Annotated in this window: 31 protein-coding genes, 1 tRNA gene and 4 pseudogenes; 16 read left to right on the forward strand and 20 right to left on the reverse strand. The window is 64.5% G+C overall.

The features are described 5' to 3' along the window. Positions 1 to 1,048 (reverse strand): glycosyltransferase family 4 protein (locus K678_RS13405; RefSeq protein WP_039853203.1); only part of this gene is annotated, 1,048 nt, incomplete at its 3' end. 27 nt (positions 1,049 to 1,075) lie between these two features. Between K678_RS13405 and K678_RS13410 the strand changes: the two genes are divergently transcribed. Next, positions 1,076 to 1,876: an alpha/beta hydrolase gene (locus K678_RS13410; RefSeq protein WP_051185937.1), complete on the forward strand. Its 801-nt coding sequence runs from the start codon at positions 1,076 to 1,078 to the stop codon at positions 1,874 to 1,876. 68 nt (positions 1,877 to 1,944) lie between these two features. Then, positions 1,945 to 2,358, forward strand: coding sequence for a hypothetical protein (locus K678_RS13415; protein ID WP_231376263.1), 414 nt, complete (start codon positions 1,945 to 1,947; stop codon positions 2,356 to 2,358). 164 nt (positions 2,359 to 2,522) lie between these two features. Here the strand turns inward: K678_RS13415 and K678_RS13420 are convergent, their stop codons facing one another. Next, positions 2,523 to 2,720, reverse strand: coding sequence for a hypothetical protein (locus K678_RS13420; protein ID WP_021133007.1), 198 nt, complete (start codon positions 2,718 to 2,720; stop codon positions 2,523 to 2,525). A gap of 163 nt (positions 2,721 to 2,883) precedes the next feature. Here K678_RS13420 and K678_RS13425 point away from each other — a divergent pair. After that, positions 2,884 to 2,960 (forward strand) — tRNA-Arg (locus K678_RS13425). 148 nt (positions 2,961 to 3,108) lie between these two features. On the opposite strand, the pseudogene K678_RS19965 reads toward K678_RS13425, so the two are convergent. The 13 genes and pseudogenes from K678_RS19965 to K678_RS13480 form a co-directional block, all read right to left on the reverse strand. After that, positions 3,109 to 4,176: pseudogene (locus K678_RS19965) on the reverse strand (tyrosine-type recombinase/integrase); the annotation flags it as partial. Between the two features lie 256 nt (positions 4,177 to 4,432). Then, a complete protein-coding gene (locus K678_RS13435; RefSeq protein ID WP_021133008.1) occupies positions 4,433 to 5,452 on the reverse strand; it encodes a DUF5131 family protein in 1,020 nt (339 codons plus the stop codon). Then, positions 5,449 to 5,721, reverse strand: coding sequence for a hypothetical protein (locus K678_RS13440; RefSeq protein ID WP_021133009.1), 273 nt, complete (start codon positions 5,719 to 5,721; stop codon positions 5,449 to 5,451). Before K678_RS13440 ends, K678_RS13435 begins: the two co-directional genes overlap by 4 nt. Before the next feature lie 265 nt (positions 5,722 to 5,986). Continuing rightward, the gene (locus tag K678_RS13445) at positions 5,987 to 6,946 is read right to left on the reverse strand and encodes a hypothetical protein (protein WP_021133010.1); all 960 of its coding nucleotides are present in this window, start codon (positions 6,944 to 6,946) and stop codon (positions 5,987 to 5,989) included. A 25-nt stretch (positions 6,947 to 6,971) separates the two neighbouring features. Continuing rightward, complete coding sequence (gene ssb, locus K678_RS13450) at positions 6,972 to 7,457, reverse strand: single-stranded DNA-binding protein (RefSeq protein ID WP_021133011.1); 486 nt, start codon at positions 7,455 to 7,457, stop codon at positions 6,972 to 6,974. Between the two features lies 1 nt (position 7,458). Next, positions 7,459 to 7,692: a TraR/DksA C4-type zinc finger protein gene (locus K678_RS13455; protein WP_021133012.1), complete on the reverse strand. Its 234-nt coding sequence runs from the start codon at positions 7,690 to 7,692 to the stop codon at positions 7,459 to 7,461. Then, positions 7,685 to 8,604 (reverse strand): annotated as a pseudogene (locus tag K678_RS19970) (AAA family ATPase). Before K678_RS19970 ends, K678_RS13455 begins: the two are co-directional and overlap by 8 nt. Before the next feature lie 3 nt (positions 8,605 to 8,607). Then, a complete protein-coding gene (locus K678_RS19560; protein ID WP_039853188.1) occupies positions 8,608 to 8,805 on the reverse strand; it encodes a hypothetical protein in 198 nt (65 codons plus the stop codon). Between the two features lie 182 nt (positions 8,806 to 8,987). After that, positions 8,988 to 9,206: pseudogene (locus K678_RS19565) on the reverse strand (DUF2312 domain-containing protein); the annotation flags it as partial. A gap of 2 nt (positions 9,207 to 9,208) precedes the next feature. Then, on the reverse strand, positions 9,209 to 9,976 hold the full coding sequence (locus K678_RS13470; RefSeq protein WP_021133014.1) for a hypothetical protein: 768 nt from the start codon (positions 9,974 to 9,976) through the stop codon (positions 9,209 to 9,211). 12 nt (positions 9,977 to 9,988) lie between these two features. Then, positions 9,989 to 11,722 carry a ParB/RepB/Spo0J family partition protein gene (locus K678_RS17880; protein ID WP_021133015.1) on the reverse strand — a complete coding sequence of 578 codons (1,734 nt, stop codon included), beginning with the start codon at positions 11,720 to 11,722 and terminating at the stop codon, positions 9,989 to 9,991. A gap of 169 nt (positions 11,723 to 11,891) precedes the next feature. Beyond that, entirely contained in the window at positions 11,892 to 12,023 is a 132-nt protein-coding gene (locus tag K678_RS19775; RefSeq protein WP_269210525.1) for a hypothetical protein, read from the reverse strand. Between the two features lies 1 nt (position 12,024). Further along, positions 12,025 to 12,288 carry a hypothetical protein gene (locus tag K678_RS13480; RefSeq protein ID WP_039853191.1) on the reverse strand — a complete coding sequence of 88 codons (264 nt, stop codon included), beginning with the start codon at positions 12,286 to 12,288 and terminating at the stop codon, positions 12,025 to 12,027. Between the two features lie 99 nt (positions 12,289 to 12,387). Here K678_RS13480 and K678_RS13485 point away from each other — a divergent pair, with 99 nt between their 5' ends. Both K678_RS13485 and K678_RS13490 read left to right on the forward strand, forming a co-directional pair. Next, positions 12,388 to 12,714, forward strand: coding sequence for a hypothetical protein (locus K678_RS13485; RefSeq protein WP_155804549.1), 327 nt, complete (start codon positions 12,388 to 12,390; stop codon positions 12,712 to 12,714). Next, positions 12,711 to 13,517: an ion transporter gene (locus K678_RS13490; RefSeq protein ID WP_155804550.1), complete on the forward strand. Its 807-nt coding sequence runs from the start codon at positions 12,711 to 12,713 to the stop codon at positions 13,515 to 13,517. Before K678_RS13485 ends, K678_RS13490 begins: the two co-directional genes overlap by 4 nt. A gap of 1 nt (position 13,518) precedes the next feature. Here K678_RS13490 and K678_RS18300 read toward each other — a convergent pair whose 3' ends face one another. Then, positions 13,519 to 13,926 (reverse strand): S24 family peptidase, encoded by a 408-nt coding sequence (locus K678_RS18300; protein ID WP_021133018.1) that lies wholly within the window; start codon positions 13,924 to 13,926, stop codon positions 13,519 to 13,521. A 19-nt stretch (positions 13,927 to 13,945) separates the two neighbouring features. After that, complete coding sequence (locus tag K678_RS13500) at positions 13,946 to 14,227, reverse strand: helix-turn-helix domain-containing protein (RefSeq protein ID WP_021133019.1); 282 nt, start codon at positions 14,225 to 14,227, stop codon at positions 13,946 to 13,948. 42 nt (positions 14,228 to 14,269) lie between these two features. On the opposite strand from K678_RS13500, the gene K678_RS13505 reads away from it, so the two are divergent. Next, positions 14,270 to 14,533 (forward strand): hypothetical protein, encoded by a 264-nt coding sequence (locus K678_RS13505; RefSeq protein ID WP_021133020.1) that lies wholly within the window; start codon positions 14,270 to 14,272, stop codon positions 14,531 to 14,533. Between the two features lie 5 nt (positions 14,534 to 14,538). Here the strand turns inward: K678_RS13505 and K678_RS13510 are convergent, their stop codons facing one another. Continuing rightward, entirely contained in the window at positions 14,539 to 14,709 is a 171-nt protein-coding gene (locus K678_RS13510; RefSeq protein WP_155804551.1) for a hypothetical protein, read from the reverse strand. A 53-nt stretch (positions 14,710 to 14,762) separates the two neighbouring features. Between K678_RS13510 and K678_RS13515 the strand changes: the two genes are divergently transcribed. Then, complete coding sequence (locus K678_RS13515; RefSeq protein WP_021133021.1) at positions 14,763 to 15,383, forward strand: hypothetical protein; 621 nt, start codon at positions 14,763 to 14,765, stop codon at positions 15,381 to 15,383. Then, complete coding sequence (locus K678_RS13520; RefSeq protein ID WP_021133022.1) at positions 15,374 to 15,676, forward strand: hypothetical protein; 303 nt, start codon at positions 15,374 to 15,376, stop codon at positions 15,674 to 15,676. The genes K678_RS13515 and K678_RS13520 overlap by 10 nt, the downstream gene beginning before the upstream one ends. Before the next feature lie 333 nt (positions 15,677 to 16,009). On the opposite strand, the gene K678_RS13525 is transcribed toward K678_RS13520, so the two are convergent. Both K678_RS13525 and K678_RS13530 read right to left on the reverse strand, forming a co-directional pair. After that, positions 16,010 to 16,405, reverse strand: coding sequence for a type II toxin-antitoxin system HicB family antitoxin (locus tag K678_RS13525; protein ID WP_039853199.1), 396 nt, complete (start codon positions 16,403 to 16,405; stop codon positions 16,010 to 16,012). 162 nt (positions 16,406 to 16,567) lie between these two features. Beyond that, the gene (locus K678_RS13530) at positions 16,568 to 16,762 is read right to left on the reverse strand and encodes a type II toxin-antitoxin system HicA family toxin (RefSeq protein WP_021133024.1); all 195 of its coding nucleotides are present in this window, start codon (positions 16,760 to 16,762) and stop codon (positions 16,568 to 16,570) included. Positions 16,763 to 16,851: 89 nt separating this feature from the next. Between K678_RS13530 and K678_RS18760 the strand changes: the two genes are divergently transcribed. The 8 genes and pseudogenes from K678_RS18760 to K678_RS13560 all read left to right on the forward strand — a co-directional run. After that, positions 16,852 to 17,019 (forward strand): hypothetical protein, encoded by a 168-nt coding sequence (locus K678_RS18760; protein ID WP_155804552.1) that lies wholly within the window; start codon positions 16,852 to 16,854, stop codon positions 17,017 to 17,019. Continuing rightward, positions 17,016 to 17,222, forward strand: coding sequence for a hypothetical protein (locus K678_RS13535; protein WP_021133025.1), 207 nt, complete (start codon positions 17,016 to 17,018; stop codon positions 17,220 to 17,222). Before K678_RS18760 ends, K678_RS13535 begins: the two co-directional genes overlap by 4 nt. Positions 17,223 to 17,648: 426 nt before the next feature. Next, positions 17,649 to 18,328: pseudogene (locus K678_RS19570) on the forward strand (DNA primase); the annotation flags it as partial. 66 nt (positions 18,329 to 18,394) lie between these two features. Further along, a complete protein-coding gene (locus K678_RS19575) occupies positions 18,395 to 19,603 on the forward strand; it encodes a toprim domain-containing protein (RefSeq protein WP_231376265.1) in 1,209 nt (402 codons plus the stop codon). Continuing rightward, positions 19,600 to 21,132: a primase-helicase family protein gene (locus tag K678_RS17895; protein WP_021133026.1), complete on the forward strand. Its 1,533-nt coding sequence runs from the start codon at positions 19,600 to 19,602 to the stop codon at positions 21,130 to 21,132. The genes K678_RS19575 and K678_RS17895 overlap by 4 nt, the downstream gene beginning before the upstream one ends. 265 nt (positions 21,133 to 21,397) lie before the next feature. Then, positions 21,398 to 21,982 carry a hypothetical protein gene (locus tag K678_RS13550; RefSeq protein ID WP_021133027.1) on the forward strand — a complete coding sequence of 195 codons (585 nt, stop codon included), beginning with the start codon at positions 21,398 to 21,400 and terminating at the stop codon, positions 21,980 to 21,982. 281 nt (positions 21,983 to 22,263) lie between these two features. Next, positions 22,264 to 22,881 carry a hypothetical protein gene (locus K678_RS13555; RefSeq protein WP_155804553.1) on the forward strand — a complete coding sequence of 206 codons (618 nt, stop codon included), beginning with the start codon at positions 22,264 to 22,266 and terminating at the stop codon, positions 22,879 to 22,881. Positions 22,882 to 22,884: 3 nt separating this feature from the next. Continuing rightward, the coding region (locus tag K678_RS13560) for a phage terminase large subunit family protein (RefSeq protein WP_021133029.1) at positions 22,885 to 23,937 on the forward strand (1,053 nt) is incomplete at its 3' end.

Here is a 23,937-nt window from a genome sequence, read left to right on the forward strand (position 1 = left end):
GGAAGCGGTCCAGTGCCTTGGCCAGCGCTTCGGCGTCGCCGGGGGGCGTCAGCCACCCGGTCTGGCCGGGCAGCACGGTTTCGGCGCTGGCTCCGTGTTCGGTGGCGATCACGGCGCGGCCCATCGCCTGGCCCTCGACCGCGACGCGGCCGAATGCCTCGGGATCGGTCGAGGCCGACACCACGACATCGGTCAGCATATAGGCCGCCGGCATGTCGTTGCACTCTCCGGCCAGATGGACGATGTCGCCCAGGCGGCGGCGGTGAACCAGATCGACCAGATAGTCGTTGTAATCGGTACGTCCCTGGTCCGAGCCGACCAGCAGGCAGCGCAGATCGCGGCGGTCGAGCAGGGCCATCGCTTCGATCAGCACCGCCTGACCCTTCCATCGGGTCAGCCGACCCGGCAGCATGATGACCTTATAGCCGTCGGGCAGCCGCCATTTCTGCGCCAGTTGAATGATGCGCTCGGGGCTGACGCGGGCCGGATCAAACCGGTTGAGGTCGATGCCGCGCGGCACCACCCGGATGCGGTCGGGATCGACCCCATAGATGCGCCAGACATGTTCGGCGATGAATTCGGAAATCGCGATCACCCGCTCGCCGCGAGTCATCACCGAATTGTAACGGTTCTTCAGCCCGAACCAGCCCAGATTATAGGTGCCGTGGAACGTGGTGACGAAATGACGCTGGGTCCGCGCCGCCGCCATCCAGGCGCTCCAGGCCGGAGCGCGCGAGCGGGCGTGGACGATATCGACCCCGCGCTGCTCGATCAGGTTGGACAGACGGTCGGCATTGCGCCTGATCGTCAACGGGTTCTTGCTGGCGAGCGGCAGGGTGATATGCTCTGCCCCAACGCGGGACAGTTCGCGCGCCATCGGCCCGCCTTCCGAGGCGACGATGGGGGTCCACCCGGCTTCGGCCAAGGCGGCGGCGACATCAATGGTGCCGCGTTCGACGCCGCCGGTGACCAGAGCGGGCAGCACCTGCAACACCACGGGCGGACGGGAGCCCGACGGGGGCGCGACTAAGGGGACTGCGTGGTCCATGGACATCCGGAAACGAGAGCAAAAGCCATGACGGCGATCAGGGACGGCGAGATTGGTCTCACCGGGCGCGGGATATTATCACGCCCCGACGGCGCGACAATCTCCTACAACAGGCTAGAGGGAAAAAACCCGGGCGTGGTGTTTCTCCACGGCTATCGCTCGGACATGAGCGGCGGCAAGGCGCTGGCGCTGGAGGAATTGTGCCGCGCCCGAGGGCAGGCGTTCCTTCGCTTCGACGCCTTTGGTCATGGCGAATCCTCGGGCGACGTCTTTGACGGCACGATCGGCCGTTGGGCCGCCGACGCGGTCGCGGTGATCGAGGCGCTGACATCGGGGCCGCAAATCCTGGTCGGCTCCAGTATGGGCGGCTGGGTCGCGACGCTGGCGGCGCTGGACTTGCGGGCCCGCGTGGCCGGTCTGGTCGGTATCGCCGCCGCGCTCGATTTCACCGAGGATCTGATCTGGGCCGATCTCGATCTCGATCAGCGGCGGACCCTGCTTGAAACCGGCGAGATTACCCTCAGCGACGATGAAAGCGGCGACGGGGCAGAACCGCATTGGCGCTTTCGTCGCGCCCTGATTGACGACGGCCGCAATTATCTGCTGCTGCGCGACTTCATAAACCTGTATTGTCCGGTTCGGCTGATCCACGGTCAGCGCGACAGCGACGTGCCGTGGCGGACCTCGCTTCATTTTGCCGAGATGCTGGCGTCGGATGAGGTCGAGATTTGTCTGGTCAAGGATGGCGATCACCGCCTGTCCCGGCCCGAGGATCTGGACCGGCTGTGCCGCACCGTCGATGATTTGTTGAACCGCGCCGGGGACTGATCCGGGTCCGCGCTCCGTTTGGATGGGGAATTGCTGTGTCTGTCGTTTCGTTGGATCGGATCGCAAGGGTGCGGTCCGTATTTGCTGGGGCTGCGATTGCTTTGACCCTGTCGGGCTGCTCGATGGTGAGCCCCGATCACAGTCCCGAGGCGCTGCGGGCCAATGCCGAGGTCATCAAAACAATCCACATGGGCGTGTCGCCTGCCGCCGCCTGCCCTCGGGCGGCCCGGATGATGTCATGGTGCGCCAACGGCCCCAATTACCATTATCGCTGCGTGATCGCGTCGGATAACAACCGCGCCGTTCTGACCGGAACGCTGGAGGCGGTGTTTCATGCCGAGGTGTTTCTCGTCGCCGACTTCACCCGGAGCGAAGGCGGATCGACCGCGACGGTATACCAGCATACCGGGGTGATGATCCCGGATTACACCGCGCTGATCGAGACGCGGATCAACGACCGCGAATGCCATCCGGATCAGTGACGGGGGCTGGTCCTGGCGTCATGGCCGTGTCAGACACGGCCACCCGTGCGGTTCCGATCCCCCGGAAAAGCGGAGGCGGAAGCGGGAGATGTGCGGGACGAGGCCCGCCCATGACGGGAAAAGTGACGGGGGGCTGCGGACCGTCTTATCAGGTCCGCAGAAGGTTAGCGCGAGGCGGCCAACTCGAATTCGAGATCGGCAATGCGCTTGGACAGGGCGGCTTTGACCGAAGCGGCCGCCCACGGCTTGAACGCCGTCTGTTCTTCTTTCAAACGCTGCAACAGGCGCAGCTTTTCGTCCTTTGACCGTTTGATCGGCTGTCGGTCAGAGTGTTGACCGTCATGGGTGCGCCAACCGCTCATGCTCTATACCTTTCGTTGGCATCGGTGGACCGCGGACTATGCCCGCACCCGTCCTGGCGCGCAAGCGTCAAACCATGACAGCGTCTGGGCGCATCCCGTCCGATCGGGGCTTCCGTCCTCCCTGGCGATAATGCTATAACCCCCGCGCTCTCAAAGCGCTCGCGTCCCGGTAGCTCAGCAGGATAGAGCAACGGTTTCCTAAACCGTAGGTCAGGGGTTCGAATCCCTTCCGGGACGCCAAGCACACAGCATTGAAAATGCTATGTTTTTTGTTCCCCCCGACACCGCTACGCGGTCTAGCTGGCCTCTTGTTTGGGGTTGGCGTTTGGGGATTTAACAAACCGGCTGTCGCGTCAAACGCCTGTCGAACTGAATCGTCGGCTAGCTTGGCGTAGCGCATGGTCGTGCTGAGAGAGGCGTGGCGGGCGGCCGATTTGAGGGCGATAGGGTTATTATTGGCCCGCAAAACGGCCGTGCAAAACGTCGCGCGTAGATCGTGGAATCGGTACGGTTGCGTGATCCCGGCTGCGGCTTGGGCTGACTGCCAGGCGCGTTTCATGGATTTAATCGGCCGTGGCGGGTGGCGTTTGACCGCGTCGGGTGTGGTCGCCCGAGTATAGGCAATCACGGTATCGCAATGATGGGGCGTGCCCTCAAGGGCCGCCGCCAGATCGTCGTTGATATAGACGATCTGCCCCGCCTTTGACTTTGTGGCCCGGCCCGGCAGAGTGATCGTCCTCGCCTCGATGTCGATCCAGGACCAGCGCAGCGAGAGCGTCTCGTCCAGGCGCAGGCCAGTGTGGACGGCGATTGTAATCGCCAGTCTGAGGTGCGGCGGAGCCTTTGCCCAAATTGCCGTGACAAGCTGGGGGCTGATCGGGGTCGGTAGCTCGGCTGGCTCGTCGAGGCTGCGGATGCATACCGGGGCCAATTTGCCGTTTTTAACGCCCCAATTGATCGCGGCGCGTAGGCTGGCGAGATATCTGTTTGTCGTGCTGTCGCTCCGGGTGGGCGCGTCGGATTTAACCGCAATCGCTCCCCCTTTGCGAGGCCCCCCGGAATAGACTCCGCGCCGCTGGGAGCGCGAATGCTCGATAAAGCGCTCGATGGTATCGGTCGTGATCGACGCGGCGGCGGTCTGGCGGCCTAAAAAATCAAGCCATTCGGTGACGTAGCGGCGAATATTGCCCTCGAAAGACCGCTTCGTGGCGGCGCTCTGACTGACATAATCCGCAAAAAGCTGCTCGACCGTATAACAGCAGGCGAGGGACGCGCCCGCTGTCGTCGGCGATGCCGTCTCGGCAAGACGTTTTAGCCTCGCCTCGCAAGCCTGGGCGGCGCGTTTGCTTGTGACCGGCTCTCCTGTCTCGGTCGAGCAATATCCCGCGTGACGCTGTCCGGAGCGTTCGAAGTCATACATCCACTTGTTGCGGGATTTGTTGTAGTAGACAGTCATATTCCGTATCCGGCCAGAGTGCGGCTTGCCTCGGTTCTTCCTTCGGATCGCCTTCGTCTTTGCGACGTATCCGGTGAGGTTGCGGTTTTCGCCTTTATCTCGTGCGCGTGTTGGTACTCGGAGATACTGTCTGCATAGACACGGCGCTCTCGCCTTAGGTAGTGCCCGCAAAGCTGCCCTTTATCGAGCATATCCCGGATCGTATCCTTGCTGGTGTCAAGTATCTCGGCGGCTGCCGCAATGGATATGGATTGCTTCATTTTGCCACCTCGCCCGGCATCCCGTTGTGCTCGACCCCGTCGAGCAGGCGACCGGCGGAGTGCTTGCCGACGTTGCACACCGCTATGACGCGATCGCCGTGAAATCCGCACCCGCCAGCAAGGTTGAGATACCTCTCATCTCCACGGCCCATTTGACCGTCAACCGTTGGGCACCGCTGCCAATCCGGGTCGTCCCGGTCACGGTCATAGATCGACGTCCACTCCCCCCATTGCTTGAGCATAAACGGCACCCCCGCCGCCGCGCACTGGTCGCGCAGGCCCCGCGCCCAGTCCGGATGCATCGGCCGGGCATGCGGGCCGCTCTCGCCGCCCATCACGACCCAATCAAGGCAATCAATCTGTGTGATCCAGTAATTGGGCGGCAGGCCATCCAGGCAATGGCCAAGGTCCACCGGCCCCAGCGCGGGCTCATAGGACACCCACCGCACCGCTGCTGGGGTGTCCCTCAGGTGGTCAATGCGGGCGTCGGCGGTGGTCTGATCCTCGATCGACACACCGATCCAGACATTGGGGAGGGGCAAGGAGACGATGGGCTCCCCGCGTCGCCCGTCGCGCCACTCCGAGTCGATCAGGTCCGACAGGCGGATTCCGAGGAGATCGTTGTCCAGATACTCCCGCATCCGCTCGGGCCGCTTGGTCAGGACCTGATAGGTGTGCCGGGGCGTGAGCGCCATCACCGCCCACACCCGGTCGATATAGTCGTCCGGGATCGCCGGGTGGAACAGGTCGGTGCGGTCGCCGACAAAAATGCGGCGGCCCTTGCGCCAGCGCAGCGGCTGGTCAAGCTGGTCCGGATGCAGCCGCACCTCTCCTGTCCAGACGTGGCGGCCGTTGTCGGGCTGCCAGGTCAACCCCTGGCAGCGGGGGTGATGCTTAAGCCGCGTCCCGGCGAGGCGGGCGCTGTAGCAATTGCGGCACCCGGCCGAGACCGGCGAGCAGCCGGACGCGATTTGCCAAGTGGCGTCGGTCCATTCGATGGCGCTGTGGTCGCTCATTTGCGTTTCCCCCATCCGGCCTTGCGATATTTTGCGTTATATCCCGCCGTGTTCCGTTCCTGTTCACGGTGACGGCGCGGGTCCCAATCCGGAATTTCCCGGGTGATGGCGCGGCAGCGGTGCAGATACAGGGTCCACGCGATCCGCTTGCCGTAAGACTCGCGGCGCGGGCGGCGAGACCGGGCGACCGGCCAATCCCGCCGATAAAACTCAATCTGCCACCACGTATCGGGGTCGCCGTAGACATGAGTGTATTGGTGGTAGAGCATCACTTCGCCTCCCCAGCGCCATTTGTCGGAAGACGTGAAATCCAGGCCGGTACAGGTTTTGACAATTCAACTCGGAACAAGTCGCGGCTCCACCCGTCGGAGCAATAGGCAGCAAAGGATGCGTTTGCGCGATGCACAGCCCCGACGGTCATTACGCCGGTTTCATCACATTCGGCGCATTCGCTCCATTCGCCATCGATTGGCGACGCGGAACCGCCTTTGCCGTTGCAATAAGGGCAGGTGACTTTTCTGTACAGGTCACCCATCACTCCGCCTCCCCGGTCAGGGCGTCGCGTCCGGTGGCGATGCGATGAGCGCGCACGGCATCAATCAGTGCATCACCGACATCGGCGCGGGTTACGGGGTCACTCCCCCTAACCCGATCCCAATGGTCAGCGGCCTCCACTACCCGCAACATCGCCTGGGCGGCGAGGGTGGCGTTGCTTTCGCAGGAGCGGACATACAGCGCGTTGGCGCGCGCCATCAGGTCGTTGTTTTCTTCGGCGACCCGGTTCAGTCGCTCGACCTCGGCCCGCGCCGCGCTTAACTTCTCGCTCAATGTCTCAATTTCGAATCCTGCGTCATCCCACTCATTCCGCAACCGCTCGCATTCCGATCTCAGCCGCTTAAATTCGCGCACGAGATTCGGGAATCCGCATCTTTCGGCGATCACTAAACAGACATCCTGACGCGCCCAATCGTGCGTCTGGGAAATTTCGGTTTCCGTCTCCCTCAACTCGTCCGGATCGCACCCGGCGGCGCGGTCGCTGGCCTCGATGGCGTCGGTGATGGCAATCGGGCCGAGTCTGGCAAATCTGCCGAAATGAATGATCTTCGCCCGCCGCTTCCGCCGCTGCTCGGCGGTTTCGGGCACGGGCAAGATGAGGCTCGGCCCGTCTTTGGCCTCGGCAGAGTGCCAAGCCTCGATAAGCGCGGCCTCGGCCTCGGGCGACATGGGCGGGACGACAAGCGCATCCGGGGAGGGGGGCGTAAGGTGGGTGATTGCCCGCTCCCGCCGCTGATCGGCGATTTTGGGATGGGTAGCCTTTGCGTCCTGGGTCCAGTACACGCAGCCGATCACCAGCCCCCCGCCGGGGAACGGGCGTAGGCAATTGGGGGCGTGGGCGCATCTGTTGCACATGGGAGAGGCCGCAATGATCGCGGCGACGTCTGGGGGCTGCGGAGCTGGGGTATCGGCGCAGTCGATGCGTGATTTATCGGACATGTCTGTTGTCCTCTGCCGGTGCTGGCTAAAACGGGATTTCGTCGTCAAGTCCGGGCGGCGGTTCCCACGATCCGCCGCCAGTGGTTCCGGACTGGCGGCCAGAGGCGCGGCCGTAATCGTCCGGGCCAGAGGCCGGGGGCGGGCGATCCGCTCCGCTGTCGCGACTGCCCAGCAGGGTCAGTTCGCCCTTGAACCGCCCCAAGACGATCTCGGTGGTGTAGCGCTCGGCCCCGCTCTGGTCGGTCCATTTGCGGGTCTGGAGCGCGCCCTCGACATAGACCGGCGCGCCCTTTTTCAAATAGCGCTCGGCGATCTCGGCAAGGTTGGGATTGAAGATCACCACCCGATGCCACTCGGTCTTTTCCTTGCGTTCGCCGCTGGCTTTGTCCTTCCAGGATTCCGAGGTGGCGATGTTGAGGGTGGCGATCTTGCCGCCATCCTGGGCGGTACGGATTTCGGGATCACGGCCCAAATGTCCGATCAGGATCACCTTGTTGACGCTTCCGGCCATGTCAATGTCCCCCGGTTAGAGAACGGCGCCGGGCCTGGGCCTCGGCCTCGGCGGCGCAATCGGCGCATAGCGTGGTGTGGGGCACGGCGCGGCGGCGGGCCTCGGTGATCGTCTCGCCGCACTCTTCGCACTCGGCAGAGACGGGGCGGGGCGACGGGGTGGGTGGGAGGCGCGACAACGCGGCGAGGCGGTGCATTTCGGCAACCTCCTGGGCCTTGTCGATGGTATCAGCCATTTATGCGGCCTCCGGCAGGGTCGGGGGCCAGGGGGGTCGGCAGGCTCGGGGGCCAGGGAAGCTTGTCGATTTTCCCGAGTACATGCTCGGTGCCGTCCCACAGCGGCGGTGGGTCGTATTCCGGCGCCGGGCGGGTCGAGGCGACCACGCGGGCAAAAACGGCCCCGGCATCGGTCGGACGGCCCAGGCGAGGCGACAGGATCAGGTCCCGCTTGACCCCCTCCATCATCTGGCGCAGCAGTGACGGCGGCGCGCCCGCTGTTACCTCGGTGAGGTATTCCAGGGTGTCGGCATCCATCCCCAGCGGGGCGATATAGCGGGCGAGGATCGCGTAGCGCTCGTCTTCCCCCGGCAAGCCGATTTCAAGTTGCAGGCCAAAGCGCCGCCACATCGCCGGATCGATCGCCGCAGACAAATTCGTCGCGGCGATCATCGTCCCCCGGAAACGCTCGGTGTAGACCAGCAGGCTATTGACGACGCGATTCATCTCGTCGGAGCATTCGCCCCGCCCGATCTGCCGCTTGCCCGCGATCGCGTCAAACTCATCAAAAAAAGAACGCAGAGATCTTCCTGTTCCTCGATGGCGGCAAAGATAGCGGCAACATTTTGACCGGTGCCGCCAAGGGACGATGACACCAATTGGTCCGTATTGACGCACACCAGCGCCAGCCCCAGGCGCATCGCGAAATGGTGGGCCAGGGTGGTCTTGCCGCAGCCGGGCGGGCCGGACAGAAGGGCGGTGCAGCGGGGCTTGATCCCCAATTTAGCCATTTCGTCGGCGGCGCGAATCTCGGTCATCCATTGGTGGACGGCTTCGCGGACCGGCGGGGTCAAAATCGGTTCCTCGGCCTCGTCGGGCTGTAGGATCGTCGCCATGCGCTTAAGCGCGGAGGAAGGTTTGAATGTGGCCATGGGTCAGTCTTTCTTGTCCGTGTCGGTGTGATCTTTGGGTTTCTGCGGCTTTTTCTTGCGGCGAAAAGCTTCGGGGATTTCCATCCCGTCGCTTCCCGCCGCCCGGCACCATTCCTCGTCCCAGGCGGCGCGGCGGGGGTCGCCCGCCGGGAAGGGGTTAGCCGAAACGGGCTTGCCGGTCTCGGCCGCCTGCCTGCCCATGGTGCGGGCCTCGTCGATCGTCGCGGTGGGCGGCGGCTCGGGAGATCGGGCCGGATTGATAGACCATCCCCCCGTGTCGGACGGATCGTCCTCGTCGCGTGGGGGGGGGGGCTCTTGGGGCGACTCAGTTGATCCCGGGTGCGGTCGCTCAAGGGCTGTCCGTCTGACATGCCGATCGCGGCCATGTACAGATCGAGCAGCGCGCGTTCTTCCGATCGCTCGTCTTCGGTCTGGCGGCGCAAAACGACCAGCTTGCGGATTATCTTGACGTCAAAGCCCTGCGACTTCATGCCGTCGTAGACGCTCTTGATATCCGCCCCGAGGGCTTTCTTCTCCTCCTCCAACCGCTCGATCCGGCTGATCCCCTGGATCAGGGCCTCGCTGGCGATGCCGCCGTCCACGATCAGTCCTCCGCCTGAGCGAGATCGGACCAGCCCGAGCGGGTCCAGGCGTCCAGCGCGGCCTGATCGGTCGCCTCGTCCGGCGTAGCGTGGCGGCGGTCGTAGGACTCAATCGCCGCGACAGCCAGCGCGCCGATCTCGACCAGGATTTGGCGGTAATTGTCGGTGGCCGCATCGGTGGGGCGGCGTTGCTTGGAGAGGTGGTGGCGGATGATCCACGACCACGCCAAATCGTCGTGGGTGTCGTCATGGGCGGGGCCGCCCCACCGGGCGTCCTGGTGGGCGCGTTCGGCGATGATCTCCGACAGGATGCGGCACCGCGCCACTGTGGCGGGCTCGACCTGTTCCAGCACGGGGCCGACCAGGATGTAGGGCACCCCGGAATCGGACCACGCAAAATAGGTCACGGTGTCGCTGTCGCCATGGTCCCAGGTTTCGGTGAGGGTTTCGAGGTCGGGCGAGACCGATTCAGGCTCTCCGCTGTGGACAAACATGGCTCCGCCGGGCGGGCTGGGCGGCATCGGTGGGATTGCCACGATCACTCCGTCAACGGCGACGCAGACGTTTCCGGTCCCGTGATGCTCCGTCCACGACATGTAGATGATTTCCCCGTCCACCAGCGGCTGGGGCGCGGCGTTGGGATTGGTGTCGTTGGCATCAAGGGCGATCCGGCCATCCGGCAGGCGGATCAGCCAGTCGGACGGGTTGTCACGCGGGGCCGGAGAAAACTCGTCGAGATAGTCGGTGGGGACCCATTTCTTTGGGGGCATGGTGGCTCTCCGTTAGGGGTGCAGATAGTCGGGGACGTCGATGCCGTAATACTCGGCGATGGCCAGCCCCAGAGGGGTGATGCCACCAGTAAGGCGATGGTGGAGCGCGGCGCCGACAAGGCGGCCCATGTTTCGGGCGGCGGCGGCATCGGTGATTTTCTGGGCGGCGTGCCAGACCTCGACGATATCGGCATCCTCCTTCAGAACGTGATTGCCCAATGCCGAGGCGGGCTCGACAAAGCGGGCCAGAAAGCGCCATTCTCCGCCGTTTATCTCCTCTTTGGGGATGCCCCTGGCCCGATTGAGGTCAAAGGCCGGTGTCGGGCTGACGCGGAGATTGAGCGCAGGCCACAGGATCAACAGGCGCAGCGCGCCGTGCGGATCGGCGCACAGCGCGGCCTTGATCTGGTCCGCGACGATAGTGATGTCCTGTTGCCGGGCCGCGCTGGCGGCCGCGCGCGCGGCCATATCCGCTTGCTGCCGCGCCTCGGCCTCGGGGTCGGGCGGGCGGCGCTGGAGCAACCCGGTATGGATCGTGACGCGGCCGTCATGGGGATCAAAATGGACCAGCGCCCCGGCGCGGTGACGGTCGGCCTCGTCGAAGGCATAGGCGATCTGGGCCGGGGTGCCGCGTGTCTCCGTCGCGGTGCCAGCCTCGAACCGGCGCAATTCGGGGGAAAATTGCGGGTAGAAATCGGTCCAGGCCCAATCATCGGTCAGGGATTGGGCGATGGCCTCGGCAGCGGCCCGCTGCGCCGCCAAAAACTCGGTTTTGTCGGCAAAGTAGCGGGTGCCGGTGTCGTCATTGGTGACGATCTGGCCGGTATAGGTGGCAAGGTCGAAAATGGCGCGGGTGGCCGGGACCATGCCCGCCGTGATCTCGTTTTTGAGCTGGTCCGTCGTCGCGAATTTGTCGATTTTTTTGACCAATTCGCGCTGGCGCTCGGGCGATGCCATCGTCAAAACCCGGGCCTGGGTAAATTTGACCAAGCCGGAGCGGACGGCGGACTGGACCTCGGGGGCGAGGCGCTCGACCAGCGCCAAGCGCTGTTGCACGTGTCGGGCAGAGCAGCCGATTTTGTCGGCGATCGCGCGCGGGGTGTAGCGGGCGGGATCGAGCGCGATCAACTGGGCGAAGCCCTCCGCCTCTTCCATCGGGTTGATGTCCTGGCGCTGGAGATTTTCCAGCACAGCCAGGGCCAAATGCTCGGCGTCGTCGGCCTCAACCACCTTGGCCGGGATCAGCGGCGCGGTTGCGTCCCACTGGCCACGCTCGGCGAGCAGGGTCAGGGCGCGCCAGCGGCGCTCGCCCGCGACGATCCGATAGCGGCCCTGGTCCGCCGTCCGGACCACGATGTTTTGCAACAGCCCGTTTTCGGCGATGCTGGAGGCCAGCTCGTCCAGCGCGGTGGCGTTAAAGGTTTTGCGCGGGTTGAGCGGCGAGGCGTCGATCTGGTCGAGCCGCAGCAGCGCCAGCCCGGCCGGGGCCGGATCGGCGGCGGGCGGGGCCTCCCCCAGCAGCGCGCCGACCGTGGTGCCTAACAGCGTGGCCAGGGCGGCATAGGTATCCTCGCTCAATCGTCCGCTTTTGCCGTCACGGGCGTTGATCAGCGTCGAGTGATTGATTCCGGCGGCGCGGGCCAGCCCGCGAATGCTGACCCCGCCTTCGGGGTTGGTGTGGCCCTGGGCAATCGCCAGGGCAAAGACACGATCAATCGGGCGCAACGGCGCGGGGGTGGCGGGCATGGCGAGGCTCACTTTGTGCGCGGGAGGCGAACGCCGTTCGCGGGGGATAGGGGGAGGGCGACGATCCGGCCGCGCCGGGGTCGGTTGAGCGCCGACCCGATCCAAGACGCCAAGGCGAGGCCGGGGCCGATCACGCGGCGGACGAGACGACGGAGGCGGCGGCGCGGTCTCATGCCGGGCGGCCTTCCCATTGGATCAAGACGCGGGCGGCGGTTTCGACCAGAGACGCGCGGTACGAAAACGGCCGGGCCAGGATGGCGCGGGCCTCGGCGATGCGGGCAGCGACAAAGGCGGACGGCATGTCAACGGCCCTCCCGCTCGGCGGTGGTGATTGCTGCCCATGCCTGCGACAGGCGGACGCGGACAGCGCACATTTCAGCCGCGAGGTCGTTAAGGCCGAGATCGGCAAAGCCGTCGGCGGCCGCTCCAAGCTTGTCGTAAAGGGCCGAAAAAGCCTCGAACGACAGTGGTTGACGCTTGCGGGCAATTTCTCTGAGCGGTTTGCGGGCCATCGTCTCGCCTCCCCTCCGTGTCGCGGTGCCGATCACCGCGTTCTGCTGGGTCAAACATGAACGTTTTGTTCACACTCAGTCAACAACAAAATGTTCATGGTCGGGGCGAACGGCGTTCGCGATGCTCTCCCCGGTAGGGGGAGGGGCAAAAAAATGCGGAAAAAGAGCGAAGTGGTAGGGCGATTAGTCGTCTTGATTGCCGCTGCGGCGGCGCTGATCCTGGTGACGACGGATGCGGAGGCCCGGGGTGGGCATGGCGGGCGTGGGGGATCGCATCGCACCTATCACAAGGCGCGAACAACACACGTCCATATCCACGTCCCGAAGGCAGCGGCGGCAAAATCCGCCAAGCCAAGGGTCGGGGCGGTGCGAAAATCGGCAACGGGCGGGCCGGTCGGTGGGTTGGATTGCGCCCGTCCTGACCTGAAGCCCGATCAGCTTGCGCTGTGCCCGGCGGCCCCTGGCGTGGTCGGGCGGTGACGGCGGGCGCCTTGACGCTGCGGGCGCGGATCTATCGTCATTTGGAGCCGACCGCGTGGCCGGGCGGGGCGATGTCCCCGCTCAATCAGGGGATTGTCGCCCTGGTGCTGCTTAGTCTGGCGCTGTTTGTGTTGGAGACCGAGCCCGCACTATCGGACGCTTGGGGCGGGGTGATGCGGTGGATTGACCTATCGGTCGCCGCCCTGTTCGCGGTCGAGTATGGCGTGCGGCTGTGGGCGGCGGGAGAGGAGCCCCCTTTTTCCGGGTGGCGCGGTCGGTGGCGCTGGGTCATTCAGCCGATGTCGCTGATCGATTTGGCCGCTTTTCTGCCGACCCTGCTGTTGGCTGGGGCGTCCGACGCCTTTGTTTTGCGTCTGCTGCGCCTGTTGCGGCTGCTGCGGATCGCCAAGCTGGGCCGCTACTCGTCGTCGGTGCTACTGGTCGAGCTGACGGTGCGGCGGTGCCGCCGCGAGCTGGCGGTCACGCTGGCGATTGCCGCCTGTGTGTTGCTGATCTCGGCGACGATGCTTTGGCTGGCCGAGTCCGATGCGCAGCCCGAGACCTTTGGCAGCATCCCCCGCGCCCTGTGGTGGAGCATCGTGACCCTGACCACCGTGGGCTATGGTGATGTTTACCCGGTGACGGTGGCGGGTAAAATCCTGGGCGGGATCGTCGCCTTGATCGGGATCGGGATGATCGCAATGCCCGCCGGTATCCTGTCGGGCAGTTTTGTCGAGGCGTCGCGGGTGTTGCGGCGGCGTCGGGTGTTGATCCGGCGGCTGCGGGCGCGGCGGCGGGCCTGATCTATCCGAGGTGGCGGCCCAGCCAGAGGACGCGGCCAATCACCGTCACCGTTTCGGGGTCGATCGCGTCCCAGGTCGGATAGGCGCTGTTGTCGCTGCGCATTGTGACGCGGCGCGTATCGGGGCGGTAGGAGCAGCGCTTGACGTAGACCTCGCCCTCGACATCGAGCACAAACAGCCCCTCTTTGCGTAGCGATGTCTGTGTCCGGTCGACCAGGACATGGTCCCCATCGTGCAGGGTGTCCCACATCGAGTCGCCGCAGACGCGGACGACGGCGAGCTGGTCCGGGGTTGCCGCGGTGACCCGGCGCAGCCAGTCCAACCGATAAAAATTAGAGTGGAGCGGCGCGGGGTTTGACTCGGTGGTCAGGCCAAATCCGGCTGATGCCCGCATGTCATAGACCGGCACCGGGACATAGACCTCATCCTCATAGACCAGGCCGTCGCGATCCGTCGCGATGGGTGGGGGTGGGTAGGGGCTCGTCCTGATTGATCCCGACATCAAAGAGGTGGTTCGGGGTCACGTCCAGGACCCGGCAAATCGCGATCAGGGTGTCAAAATCGGGCTGACGGTTGGCGCGGACATAATGGCTGTAGCGCTCGGCGCTGATGCCCACCCGCCGCGCGACCTCGGCGTTGGACATGCCCCGTGCAGCGGCGATTTCCCGCAATTTTTCCCCGATCTTAATCATGGCGACCAGTTTGTTCATTGGCCTAGCCCCCGCGCCATGAACATTTCGTTATTGACGGCAATGAACGGATTGTTCATAGTGGTGCCCATGGAAAACAAAACGTTCGCGATCATCGACAAGCTGGGGGGCCGGGACGGCGCGTTCGCCGCGATGGTCAGCGCCGGGTATCGGGGGGAGCTTCCCGCCTTACGCATGATGATCTCGCGCGGGCGGCTCTCTGCCGATGCAATGCGAGCGTTGATGGTGGCGGCGGATCGATCCGGGATCGGATACAGCGCCGGGGATTTCGTCCTGACGGCGGATCAGCCCGGGGAGGCCGCGTGATGGCCTCATTCCCCCTTTTCCTCTGCGTCCGGCACCGGCTCGGCCAATTGGTCCGGGGTCGCCGAGGCGGCGGCTTCGCGCAGCAAAGCGGCGGCGCTGGGCTTTCCTTCGGCTTCGAGCGCGGCGGCGGCGTCGGCCAGTTCCTGTTCGAGGGTGCGGGGTTTCTTGGGTGGCATCGATTTGTCTCCTGTCATTTCGCGCAGGGTGTCGCAGTCGGGGGGAAACTGAAATGACCTTGGCGGCCCTTAATGTTCTGTCCTTTGGAGCGGTCGGCGATGCCTTCGGCCAATGGTGCCGGGTGTATTCGGCAAAGGACTTAATGGCGCTTTTTGGCGTCGCTGAACAGACCGCCAAAAAGTGGCGCACGGGCAAGTTGCCGGAGCCAAAACATCTTGTCGCAATGACACAATATTGGGGTGAGGACTTCCTACTTTGCGTTTTCGCCCCGGTCTTGCGCCAAACCGATTCCGACCTGCTGGGAGATCTGGCCGCGATCGAGCGGCGAGTCGCCCTGATCCGACAAAGGGTAACCCATGAATCACACCGCAGCCAGAATCTGCGCGCGTCTGCTCGCGCGCTTATCGATGGGGCTGACGGCGCTGGCGGACCTGTCGGCGCGGCTGACCCGATGGATCAATACCAGGACCGAGCAGCTGATGGTGCTGGCGCATCGGCTATCCCGTCACGATCGCCGCTGATCCGCACCCTGGCCGGGGTGGTGATGATGGTCGCGGCGCTGCACGAGCCGCTCTCGGTCGCGCTGGGCGAGGACGGGGCGTTGTGGGCGCGGACCAGCCGGGTCCACGTCGCGCGCGGCCCCGGCTCCGGGAGGGTTGGGCGATGGGCGTAGCCGATTGTGATTCCGGGATCGCGGCGGCCCTTGCCGATATCCTGGCGGCGCTACGGCGGGGGGATGAGGTGGAGGCCAAATGGCGGACGGCTTTCGCCGTGGCCGAAATTTTCCACGCAGCGCGAGAATCGGGTGTTGAGGTCGATCTGCCGCCCGCTTTTGCCGACGAGCCGCTCAAGGGCTGGGCTGCATACGGGATCGATGTGGCGCGGCGGGGGGTTAACCGGGCGGCGGGATGGTCGCCGCGACCGGGCACGACCCATGCGGCGCGGGCGATTGGTCGGGGGGACTGACATGATCGATGTCTCGGGTCTGTGCGGAGTGATGGATCAAATCAGTCAGGGCGCGGCGCTGATTTGGGCGGCGTTGTCCGCTGGCGCGGCTGCGCTGGTGTGGTGGCGATGATGGATAGCCTTGTGCAGCGTTGCGACGATCTGGCGGCGTGCGTCCTCCATAATGCTGGGTGGCGGATCAACTGGTTCGCGCTGTCCGGGGTCCATCACGGGGCTTACGGCCTCCATATCGCGTGGCGGCCAAATGAGATGAGCGGCACCGAGCCGGGCCAGCAAAGGGAGTCTGCCGACACCCCGCCCGGCGCTCTGAACGGTGCCGCTCTGCCTCTTTTCTCAAGCCGCCGCGCGGCGGCGGGTCAATTCGGCGCGGGCTGCGTCGGCCAGGAAGCCGGAACGGTTGGGGGCGATCGCGTCGATCTCCTCGATCAGGCTCTCGTCCAGAGTGACGTTGATGCGCTTGGCCTTACCGGGGACGACGACCGGAATCAGGGCGACGCAGACGACGTTTTCGTCCTTTTCCCACGTCACGGCCTCAACCGGAGTGGGGGCGGGGATGGCATCGCCGTCCTCGGCCATAAGGGCGATATGTCCAGTCAATGCCTCGGTTCCCATGGCAATGGCGTCTTCGGGGGTTTCTCCGGCGCTGATGCAGCCAGGAAAGTCAGGAAAGCTGATACCGTAGTCACTGCCGATGTCTTTATCTATAACTGCCGGGTAGTGACGTTTCATAATGTGTTATCCTTGACTTTTTGTTGTTTGCTAGCGAGCAACCTCCTTGCGGAGGTTTATTTGAGTGTCATTTCAAGTGTAACAAGTGATGTTGATTGTGTCCTTACCGGGCTTGATGAGGTGTCGCCTCCGGTTTGGCCTTGTTCTCGTGTAAGTGGCCTCCTAGCGGAGGCTTACCCCTGTCTGTTTCTCGATGCTGCGGATCGTCTTGATCGTCAGGTCTTTGTTGGGGTGGGGGATTGTCGCCTTGCCGGGTTTGGTGGGGTGCTTGAAGTGGATGTGGTCCCCGGTCTGCCCCGCCTTGTACCAGCCATCGGCTTCTATTTTTCGGATGGCTTCGCGGCTGCTGATCGACATCGTTTCCTCCCTCTTGTTCCTTCACAATACACATCGATGTGTATTGTTGCAAGTGGTAAATACACATCGGTGTGTATAGGGGCCGCCGAATGACCGGCCCGCGCTCTCCCTTGGCTGTGGCGATACAGTACCGGCTGGCGGCGATGTGGCCGCTTGGCAAGATCGTCGCCGATCTGGCCCCGGTTGCCGATCCGCGCGCGGTGGCGAACGGCGTTCGCGCCGTGTTGGACAACCCGCCGGAGGTCGCGGCGCGATGATCCCCGATCACGAGCATCTGTGCGCGGTCTGCGGTGCGTGGGGGCCTTATGGGCGGCGCAATCCGCGCAAGGTCGACGGCGCGTATGTCTGGTATTGCGCCGATCATCGCCCGGCGGCGAAGGCTGCTGTCGTCGAAAAGCTGTCGTCTCCGGCCCCGGTCGCGGCGGGCGTTCCTGCCCCCAAACAGGGGAGTCTGTGGTAATGGCGGGCGCGGTTAAAAACGGGCGGGATCGGGGCTTGACCTCGGAGTCCGAGACGGGCATGGTGGTCTTCGGAGGCGTCAGAACCTCCGAAGATTGTCAGAGCGGCAGCCACCCCGAAAGAAACGTGGCCTTTTTCATGCCCGGCGCTATGCCGGTGCATGTCCCGCTATGGCGGGAGGGCGAGGAATATAATACCCGACAGGGGAATAACTCCGCCCGAAGCCTGTCTCTGACCAGTCTTCTGGGTTCTGAACCTCCCGCCGCCAGCGAGGCCGTCAGAAGCCTTGCTGTTGGTGCTCGTAGCGCCAGTCAGAGGGCTTCGTCATGAACGCCAAGATTCCATCCGCGCTTAAGCTCGCGGACCTCAACGCCGCCCTTACATCCGAGCCGCGTATCCTCGATCTCCGTGCCCGCAGGGTGCCGCGATGAGCCTGCCCGATTCCTTTCTGGACGAGCTGCGCGATCGCGTTTCGCTGGTGTCGGTGATCGGTCGCCGGGTCAAGCTGGAGCGCAAGGGCCGCGAGCATTCCGGCCTGTGCCCCTTCCACACCGAAAAGAGCCCATCCTTCACCGTCAATGAAGACAAGGGGTTTTTCCACTGCTTCGGCTGCGGGGCGCATGGCGACGTCATCGGGTTCGAGATGCGGGCGCGGGGGCTGTCGTTCCTCGACGCGGTCGAGCAACTGGCCGACGAGGCCGGGATCGAGGTGCCGCGCGCCAGCCCGGAGGAGCGTGCCCGCGATCAGCGCCGCGCCACCTTGCACGAGGCGCTCGACGCGGCGACGGCGTGGTATGAGGCGCGGTTGCGTGATCCGGGCGGGGCGGAGGGGTTGGCCTATCTGCATCGTCGTGGGCTGACCGACGAGACGATTGCCCGTTTCCGGCTGGGGTGGGCTCCGATGGGTGGCGGCCTCAAGGCGGCGCTGATGGGCGATCGTTTTCCCGAGGCTTTGCTGATCGAGGCCGGGTTGCTCCATCGCCGCGAGGATGGCTCAACCCGCGACCTGTTCCGGGGGCGGGTCACCTTCCCGATTACCGATCGGCGGGGCGGGTGATCGCCTTTGGTGCCCGCATCCTGGGCGACGGTCAGCCTAAATATTTGAACTCGCCCGAGACGCCGTTGTTCGACAAGGGCGGCACCCTGTACGGGCTGGCCCAGGCGCGCGAGGCGATGGGGCAAACCGGGCGGGCGGTGCTGGTCGAGGGCTATCTCGACGTGATCGCGTTGCATCAAGCCGGTTTGCCGATCGCGGTGGCTCCGCTGGGGACGGCGGTAACCGAGCGCCAGATCGAGGCCTTGTGGCGATACGCCCCCGAGCTGGTGGTGTGCCTGGACGGTGACGGCGCGGGCCGGGCGGCGGGCGATCGGGTCGCAGCGCGGGCGTTGCCTCTGCTGCGGCCGGGCCATGATCTGCGCTTGGCTTCGCTGCCCCGAGGCCACGATCCCGATTCTCTGGTCCGCGATCGCGGGCTTGACGCGGTCAAGGTCGCCTTGGCCGGGGGGCAATCGATCATCGATATCGTGTGGTGGCAAGCCCATCGCGGATCGCACCCCGACACGCCCGAGCGTCTGGCCGCGCTGGAGCGGACGCTGTTTGCCTCTGCTGCCCAGATCGTCGACCCGACGATGCGCCGCGCTGTGTTGGACACATGGCGGGGGCGGATGCGGCGGCGCTATCGCTTGGCCGGGCCGGTGCTGCTGGTCGGGCGGTCGCGCCGCAAGGTCGCCCCGGTGCCGGGAGCCGCGATCTTGCGTGACGATTGGGCGCGGGCGGTGGCGTCTGCCGCCGCATCCGAGGTCCCGGCGTGGCTGGTCCGCCAGGGGGTGGATTGGGAGGCGCTGGTCAAGCGGATCGGCGGCGTCGGCCTTGTCCGCGCCAAGGTCATCAAGGGCCGGGCGCTCGACGGTCAGGACTGGCCCGATGCTGTCCGCCCGATGCTGTGGGAGCCGGTCGAGCGCGGGGCCGTGGGGGTCTCGCTTCTCGTTCTTCCCGTGTGGGAGACGGGTCCGGGAGACGCCGTGCCGCTTGATTTGGTCGGGTGGGATGTCCGCTCGGGCGAGATTTCAACGCGCACCGGCACCGCCACCGTGCTGGGAGAAAATGTCGTGGCCGAGGCCCTGGCGCTTGAGGCGCAGGGGCTGGTGCGGCCGGTTTTCGTCGCCGATGGCCCTCTCCCCTGGTTGCGAGATCAGGCCGAAGGAAGGGACAGCGTAGTGATGATCGATTGGGGGCGGGCTTGGGAAGCCTTGGGGGCGTTGTCCACCCTGGTCGGTGCATCGATTGAGCTGGGCGAGGCTTTGGAAAAACACGTTCGACCGCCTCGGTTACGCCATCCGCGCGTCCAGGTGGCCCAGGAAGCGGTGCGGGGGGTGGCATGACGGAGCCGATCGATTTGGCTAAGGCCAAGCAACAGCGCAAGGGTGGGCGCGGCGGAAGCGGTGTCCGTCGTCCTGGAGATCCTCTTGAGGAGCGGTTGCGGGAAATCTCGAAGGAATTTGCTCTGGTCCTCTTGGGGGGGAAAGCTCTGATCTTGCGTGAGACGGTCAATTACCGGCGGAGGCCGGTTGTCGAATTCCTGAGCATTGAGGCCTTTAAGGCATGGCTCGACGACGAACAGGCGTTTGACGAAGACGCTCGGCGGATGGTCGGGATCGGCGGGCTGTGGCTCAAAAGCAAAGAGCGGCGGAAATATGCCGGGGTCGAATTTGCCCCGGAAGGGATGCCCGACGAGATATGCGGGAATCGGTGGTTCAACCTTTGGCGGGGATATTCCGTCTCGCCCGCGCCGTTCTATCCGAACCCGGCTGACCATCTGAAGCACATCCCGACCTTTGCCGACCACATCGCCCGCAATGTCGCGGGGGAAAAGGAAGATATCGGCCGATGGGTGTGGGGATGGTTCGCCGATTTGGTCCAGAACCCGGAATCCAAAGTCGGGACTGCCTTGGTTCTGCGTGGGCGTCAGGGCTCGGGGAAAAGCAAGCCGGGCGAGGTGGTCGGCTCTTTACTAGGTGATCATTACGTCAAGGTCGCTAAGTCTTCCCATCTGACCGGGCAGTTCAACAGTCACATGTTCAACTGCCTCTTGCTTCAGGCCGATGAGGGGTTCTGGGCGGGCGATAAGGAGGCCGAAGGCGTTCTCAAGGATTTGGTGACGGGCGATGTCCACATGCTGGAGCGCAAGGGGGTCGACGGGGTCCAGGTCCGAAACCTGATCCGCCTGTATGTGACCAGCAACAATACCTGGGTGGTCCCCGCCGGATTTGAGGAAAGGCGGTTTGCTGTTCTGGATGTCGCGGACGGCAACCTTCAGGACCACTCATTTTTTGCGAGGATCGACGAAGAAATGGACGCGGGAGGCCGCGAACACTTGCTGGCCTACCTGCTGCGATTCGATCTGTCTCAGGTCAATTTGCGCAAAATCCCCGACACGGAAGGGCTGTGGGAACAGAAGGTCGCCAGTATGTCCGACTTTGACCATTGGTGGCTCGGAAAGCTGCGCGATGGGCGTCTTTTGCCCTGGCATGACGGGTGGGAGAGCGATGTTCCGACCGGCCCGCTGTACGACGATTTCAGGCTGTTCGTTGACCGCATCCACCGGGGCCGCAAGATGCCGAAGGAACAGTGGGCAATCGCCGTCCGGGGGAAGGTTCCGAGGCGCTTCCGGGATGATCAGAAGGTCAGGGTGCCCTTGATCGAAAAGGACGTCTGGGTCGTCGATTCCAGTGGCGAAAAGGTCTGGACGCGGGCGCGGGGGTGGAAGGATTTCCCCACTTTGCGGGAATGCAGGGACCATTTTTCGTCAATGGTCGGCCGGAAGTTCGATTGGGGCGATGGGGAGGGAGATTCCCCGCCACCTGCTCCCCCTCCCGTTGCTGATGATGGCGGGTGTTGGGATTTGACTTAACCAGACTGTCCGGGGTGTCCGGGGTGATGCCTCATCCCGGACAGAGGAGAGTCGCTTAGAACCGGGCTTTGTCCGGGTTGTCCGGGTTGTCCGGGTTGTTTTTTTCGCGCGCGTGCGCGGGCGCGTATAGGGCGCGGGCGTGTGTGCGTGAGGAGATGCCCGGACAGCCCGGACAGGGCGGACAAAGGCAAGCAGAGACAGGGTTTTTTCGCTGTCCGAGGTCAAATGATAACCCGGACAGGGCGGACAAAAGAAAGGAACGGGAATGGCTGGGAAAACGAAGATTGTCTATGCGAGTGAGGCCGACAAGGTCGCCGCGCGCCGTGTCCGGGCTCCGCTGGTCTCGGCCAATGCCCGCGCCGAAATCGTCTCTCAGGACAGAGGCCATGTCTCGGTCGAGCTGAAGACGCGGGTGCGGACTGTTCGCCCGGTGCGCCGCGAGGTGGAAGAGTTGAAGCTGTGCCTCCGGGCCGCGATGCGGATTATCCGCAAGCTGGCCGATAGCCTGCCCGATCTGAATCGGGTCAAGGGAAAGACGGCCGCCGAAATCCTCGAACGTCTTGCCAATGGTGCGACGGGAGGAAATGGAACCTCAGACCATGTTGTCGATGCCGTCGAAATCGTAATCGGGTGGGTCAATTCGTATGGGGGGGATAAGTTCGCCCGACGGGTGGTTCTGGAGTGGGCTCGACGCACGCCGTGGGAAGAGATCATGGCGATCGATCCGAACTCACGCGGGCGGTGGCAGCTCAATCAGGTTTTGAACCGGACGCTCGAAACCATCCTCGACGGGATGGAGAGAGACGGAAAATTGAAAGAGCTTGCACAAGCCACACAAATTCTGGTATGAGCTTCGTCATCCTAACCGAGGTGCATCAACCCCGCCCGACTGACAGTCCGGCGGGGTTTTTGATTCTCGATCCGCGTGGTCTGACCCACCCCCGCCCCCATGGGTCCTTCCCGAGGGGGTTCCCACATCGGGTAATGCGAACCGCGATGTAGGCCCAGTGACACGCAAATTCAAAGGGTTAAGTCGGCTTAACCCGGTTAACTCGCTAAAGTCGAAGCCTTAACAGGGGCTAAAGTCCGATGGCCGTGCTTTCGAAGGGAGCGTATGCGGCGCATCGGGGGGTGAGCGCTGCGCGCGTATCACAATGGGTGTCGTCGGGCTGGCTGACCGGGGCTCTGGTTGGCGAAGGCCGGGCGGCACAAATCGATGTTGAGAAGGCTGATGCTCTGCTCCGCCAGCGTCTCAACGTCGGTCAGGTTCTGGGGCAGGGGCGCGAGTTGCCGCCGCCTCCCTCCGCTGCTACGCCGGTCCCGTCTCCGGCCCCAGCCCCAGCCCTGACGATCCCGATGGGCGACGACGACGCGGCCCGCCTGCAAAAGGCCAAAGCCGATCAGGCCGAGATCGCCGCCGAGCGCGAGCGCCGCAAGAACGCCGAGGAGCGCGGCATCTATACCCTGACCAGTGCGGCAAGGGCGGCTTTTGCCCGTGCGCTGGGCGAATGGGTCCAGTCGATCGAAATCTGGCTGACCACCGACCTTGCCAACGCGCTGGCGGCGGCGGTGTCCGATGCGCGGTCACAGGGCCGCGATCTGGACCGGCGAGCGCTGGTGATCCTGATCCGCACACAGTTTCGGCTCTGGCGCGAGGAGAGGGCGGCGTCCGTCCGCAATCGGGCGGCAGCGACAGATCAATTCATCAGCGACCTTGATTTGCCGGAGGACCCGCCCACACCGGAGTAGACGATGATGGCCCCCTTCGACGCGCATTTGACCAACGCGGAGTGGCTGGCCCTTACGACCGAAGCGGAAGTAATGACCCCGCCGCCGCCGGTCGATCTGCGCAAATGGGCGGTTGATTTCATCGTCTTTGCCGAGGGGCCTCGGGCGGGCGGGCGCTATGTCGCCGCCGATTTCCCGTTTTTCGACCGCCTGTTCGAGGTGCTGTCTCCCGATCATCCGTGCCGGATTGTCAGTCTGGGCAAGGGGGCGCAGTTGGGCGGGACCGTGGTGGCGATGATCTTCACCGCCGCCTCGACCGATCTTGACCCGGCCCATCTGCTGTACACGCATCCGACCGAACCGAACGCCCGGCGTTGGATGCGGATGAAATTCAAGCCGTTTATCAAGGGGATCGCCCGGCTTAAATCCGTTTTCGCGACCGACCGGACCAAAGACGCCAGCGCGACCGGATCGTATATGGAGCGCCGCGACGGGCGGGCGACGATCCAGTTGGCGGGGGCGGCGTCTCCGTCAAGCCTGTCCGAGATCTCGGTCAAGCGTCAGGTCCAAGACGATCTGGCCAAATGGGACGACGATAACGGCGCGGGCGATCCCGAGGGGCAGGCCGACAGCCGCAGCAAGGCGTTTGATGACGCCAAGATTTTCAAGGTCTCGACCCCGCTGGTCGCCGACAATTGCCGGATTACCAAGTCGGTCAAGGCCGGATCGGACGAGCGCTGGAACGTGGCTTGCCCGCATTGCGGCCATGTCCACGAATTGGACTGGGACAGCTTTCGCACCAATATCGAAAGCGGCGGCGATCCGGGCGATCCCTTTTTTATCTGCCCGTCCTGCGATGGGGAGATACACGAGCACCACCGCCCCCGTTTTAACGATCCGGCGCGGGGCGCAACCTGGCGGGCCAAGCATCCGGAACGGGCGGGCTATCACGTCTCGCTGCAACTGCCGTCCTATGTCTCGCCACTGGCGCGCTGGGCCGAAATGGCCCATGCGTGGCTGGCGGCAAAGGGCGACCCGAACGCGGAACAGGTACCTTTTTTAACGATTGGCTGGGCC

Source organism: Magnetospirillum fulvum MGU-K5 (assembly GCF_000442515.1).
GTDB classification, from domain to species: domain Bacteria; phylum Pseudomonadota; class Alphaproteobacteria; order Rhodospirillales; family Magnetospirillaceae; genus Phaeospirillum; species Phaeospirillum fulvum_B.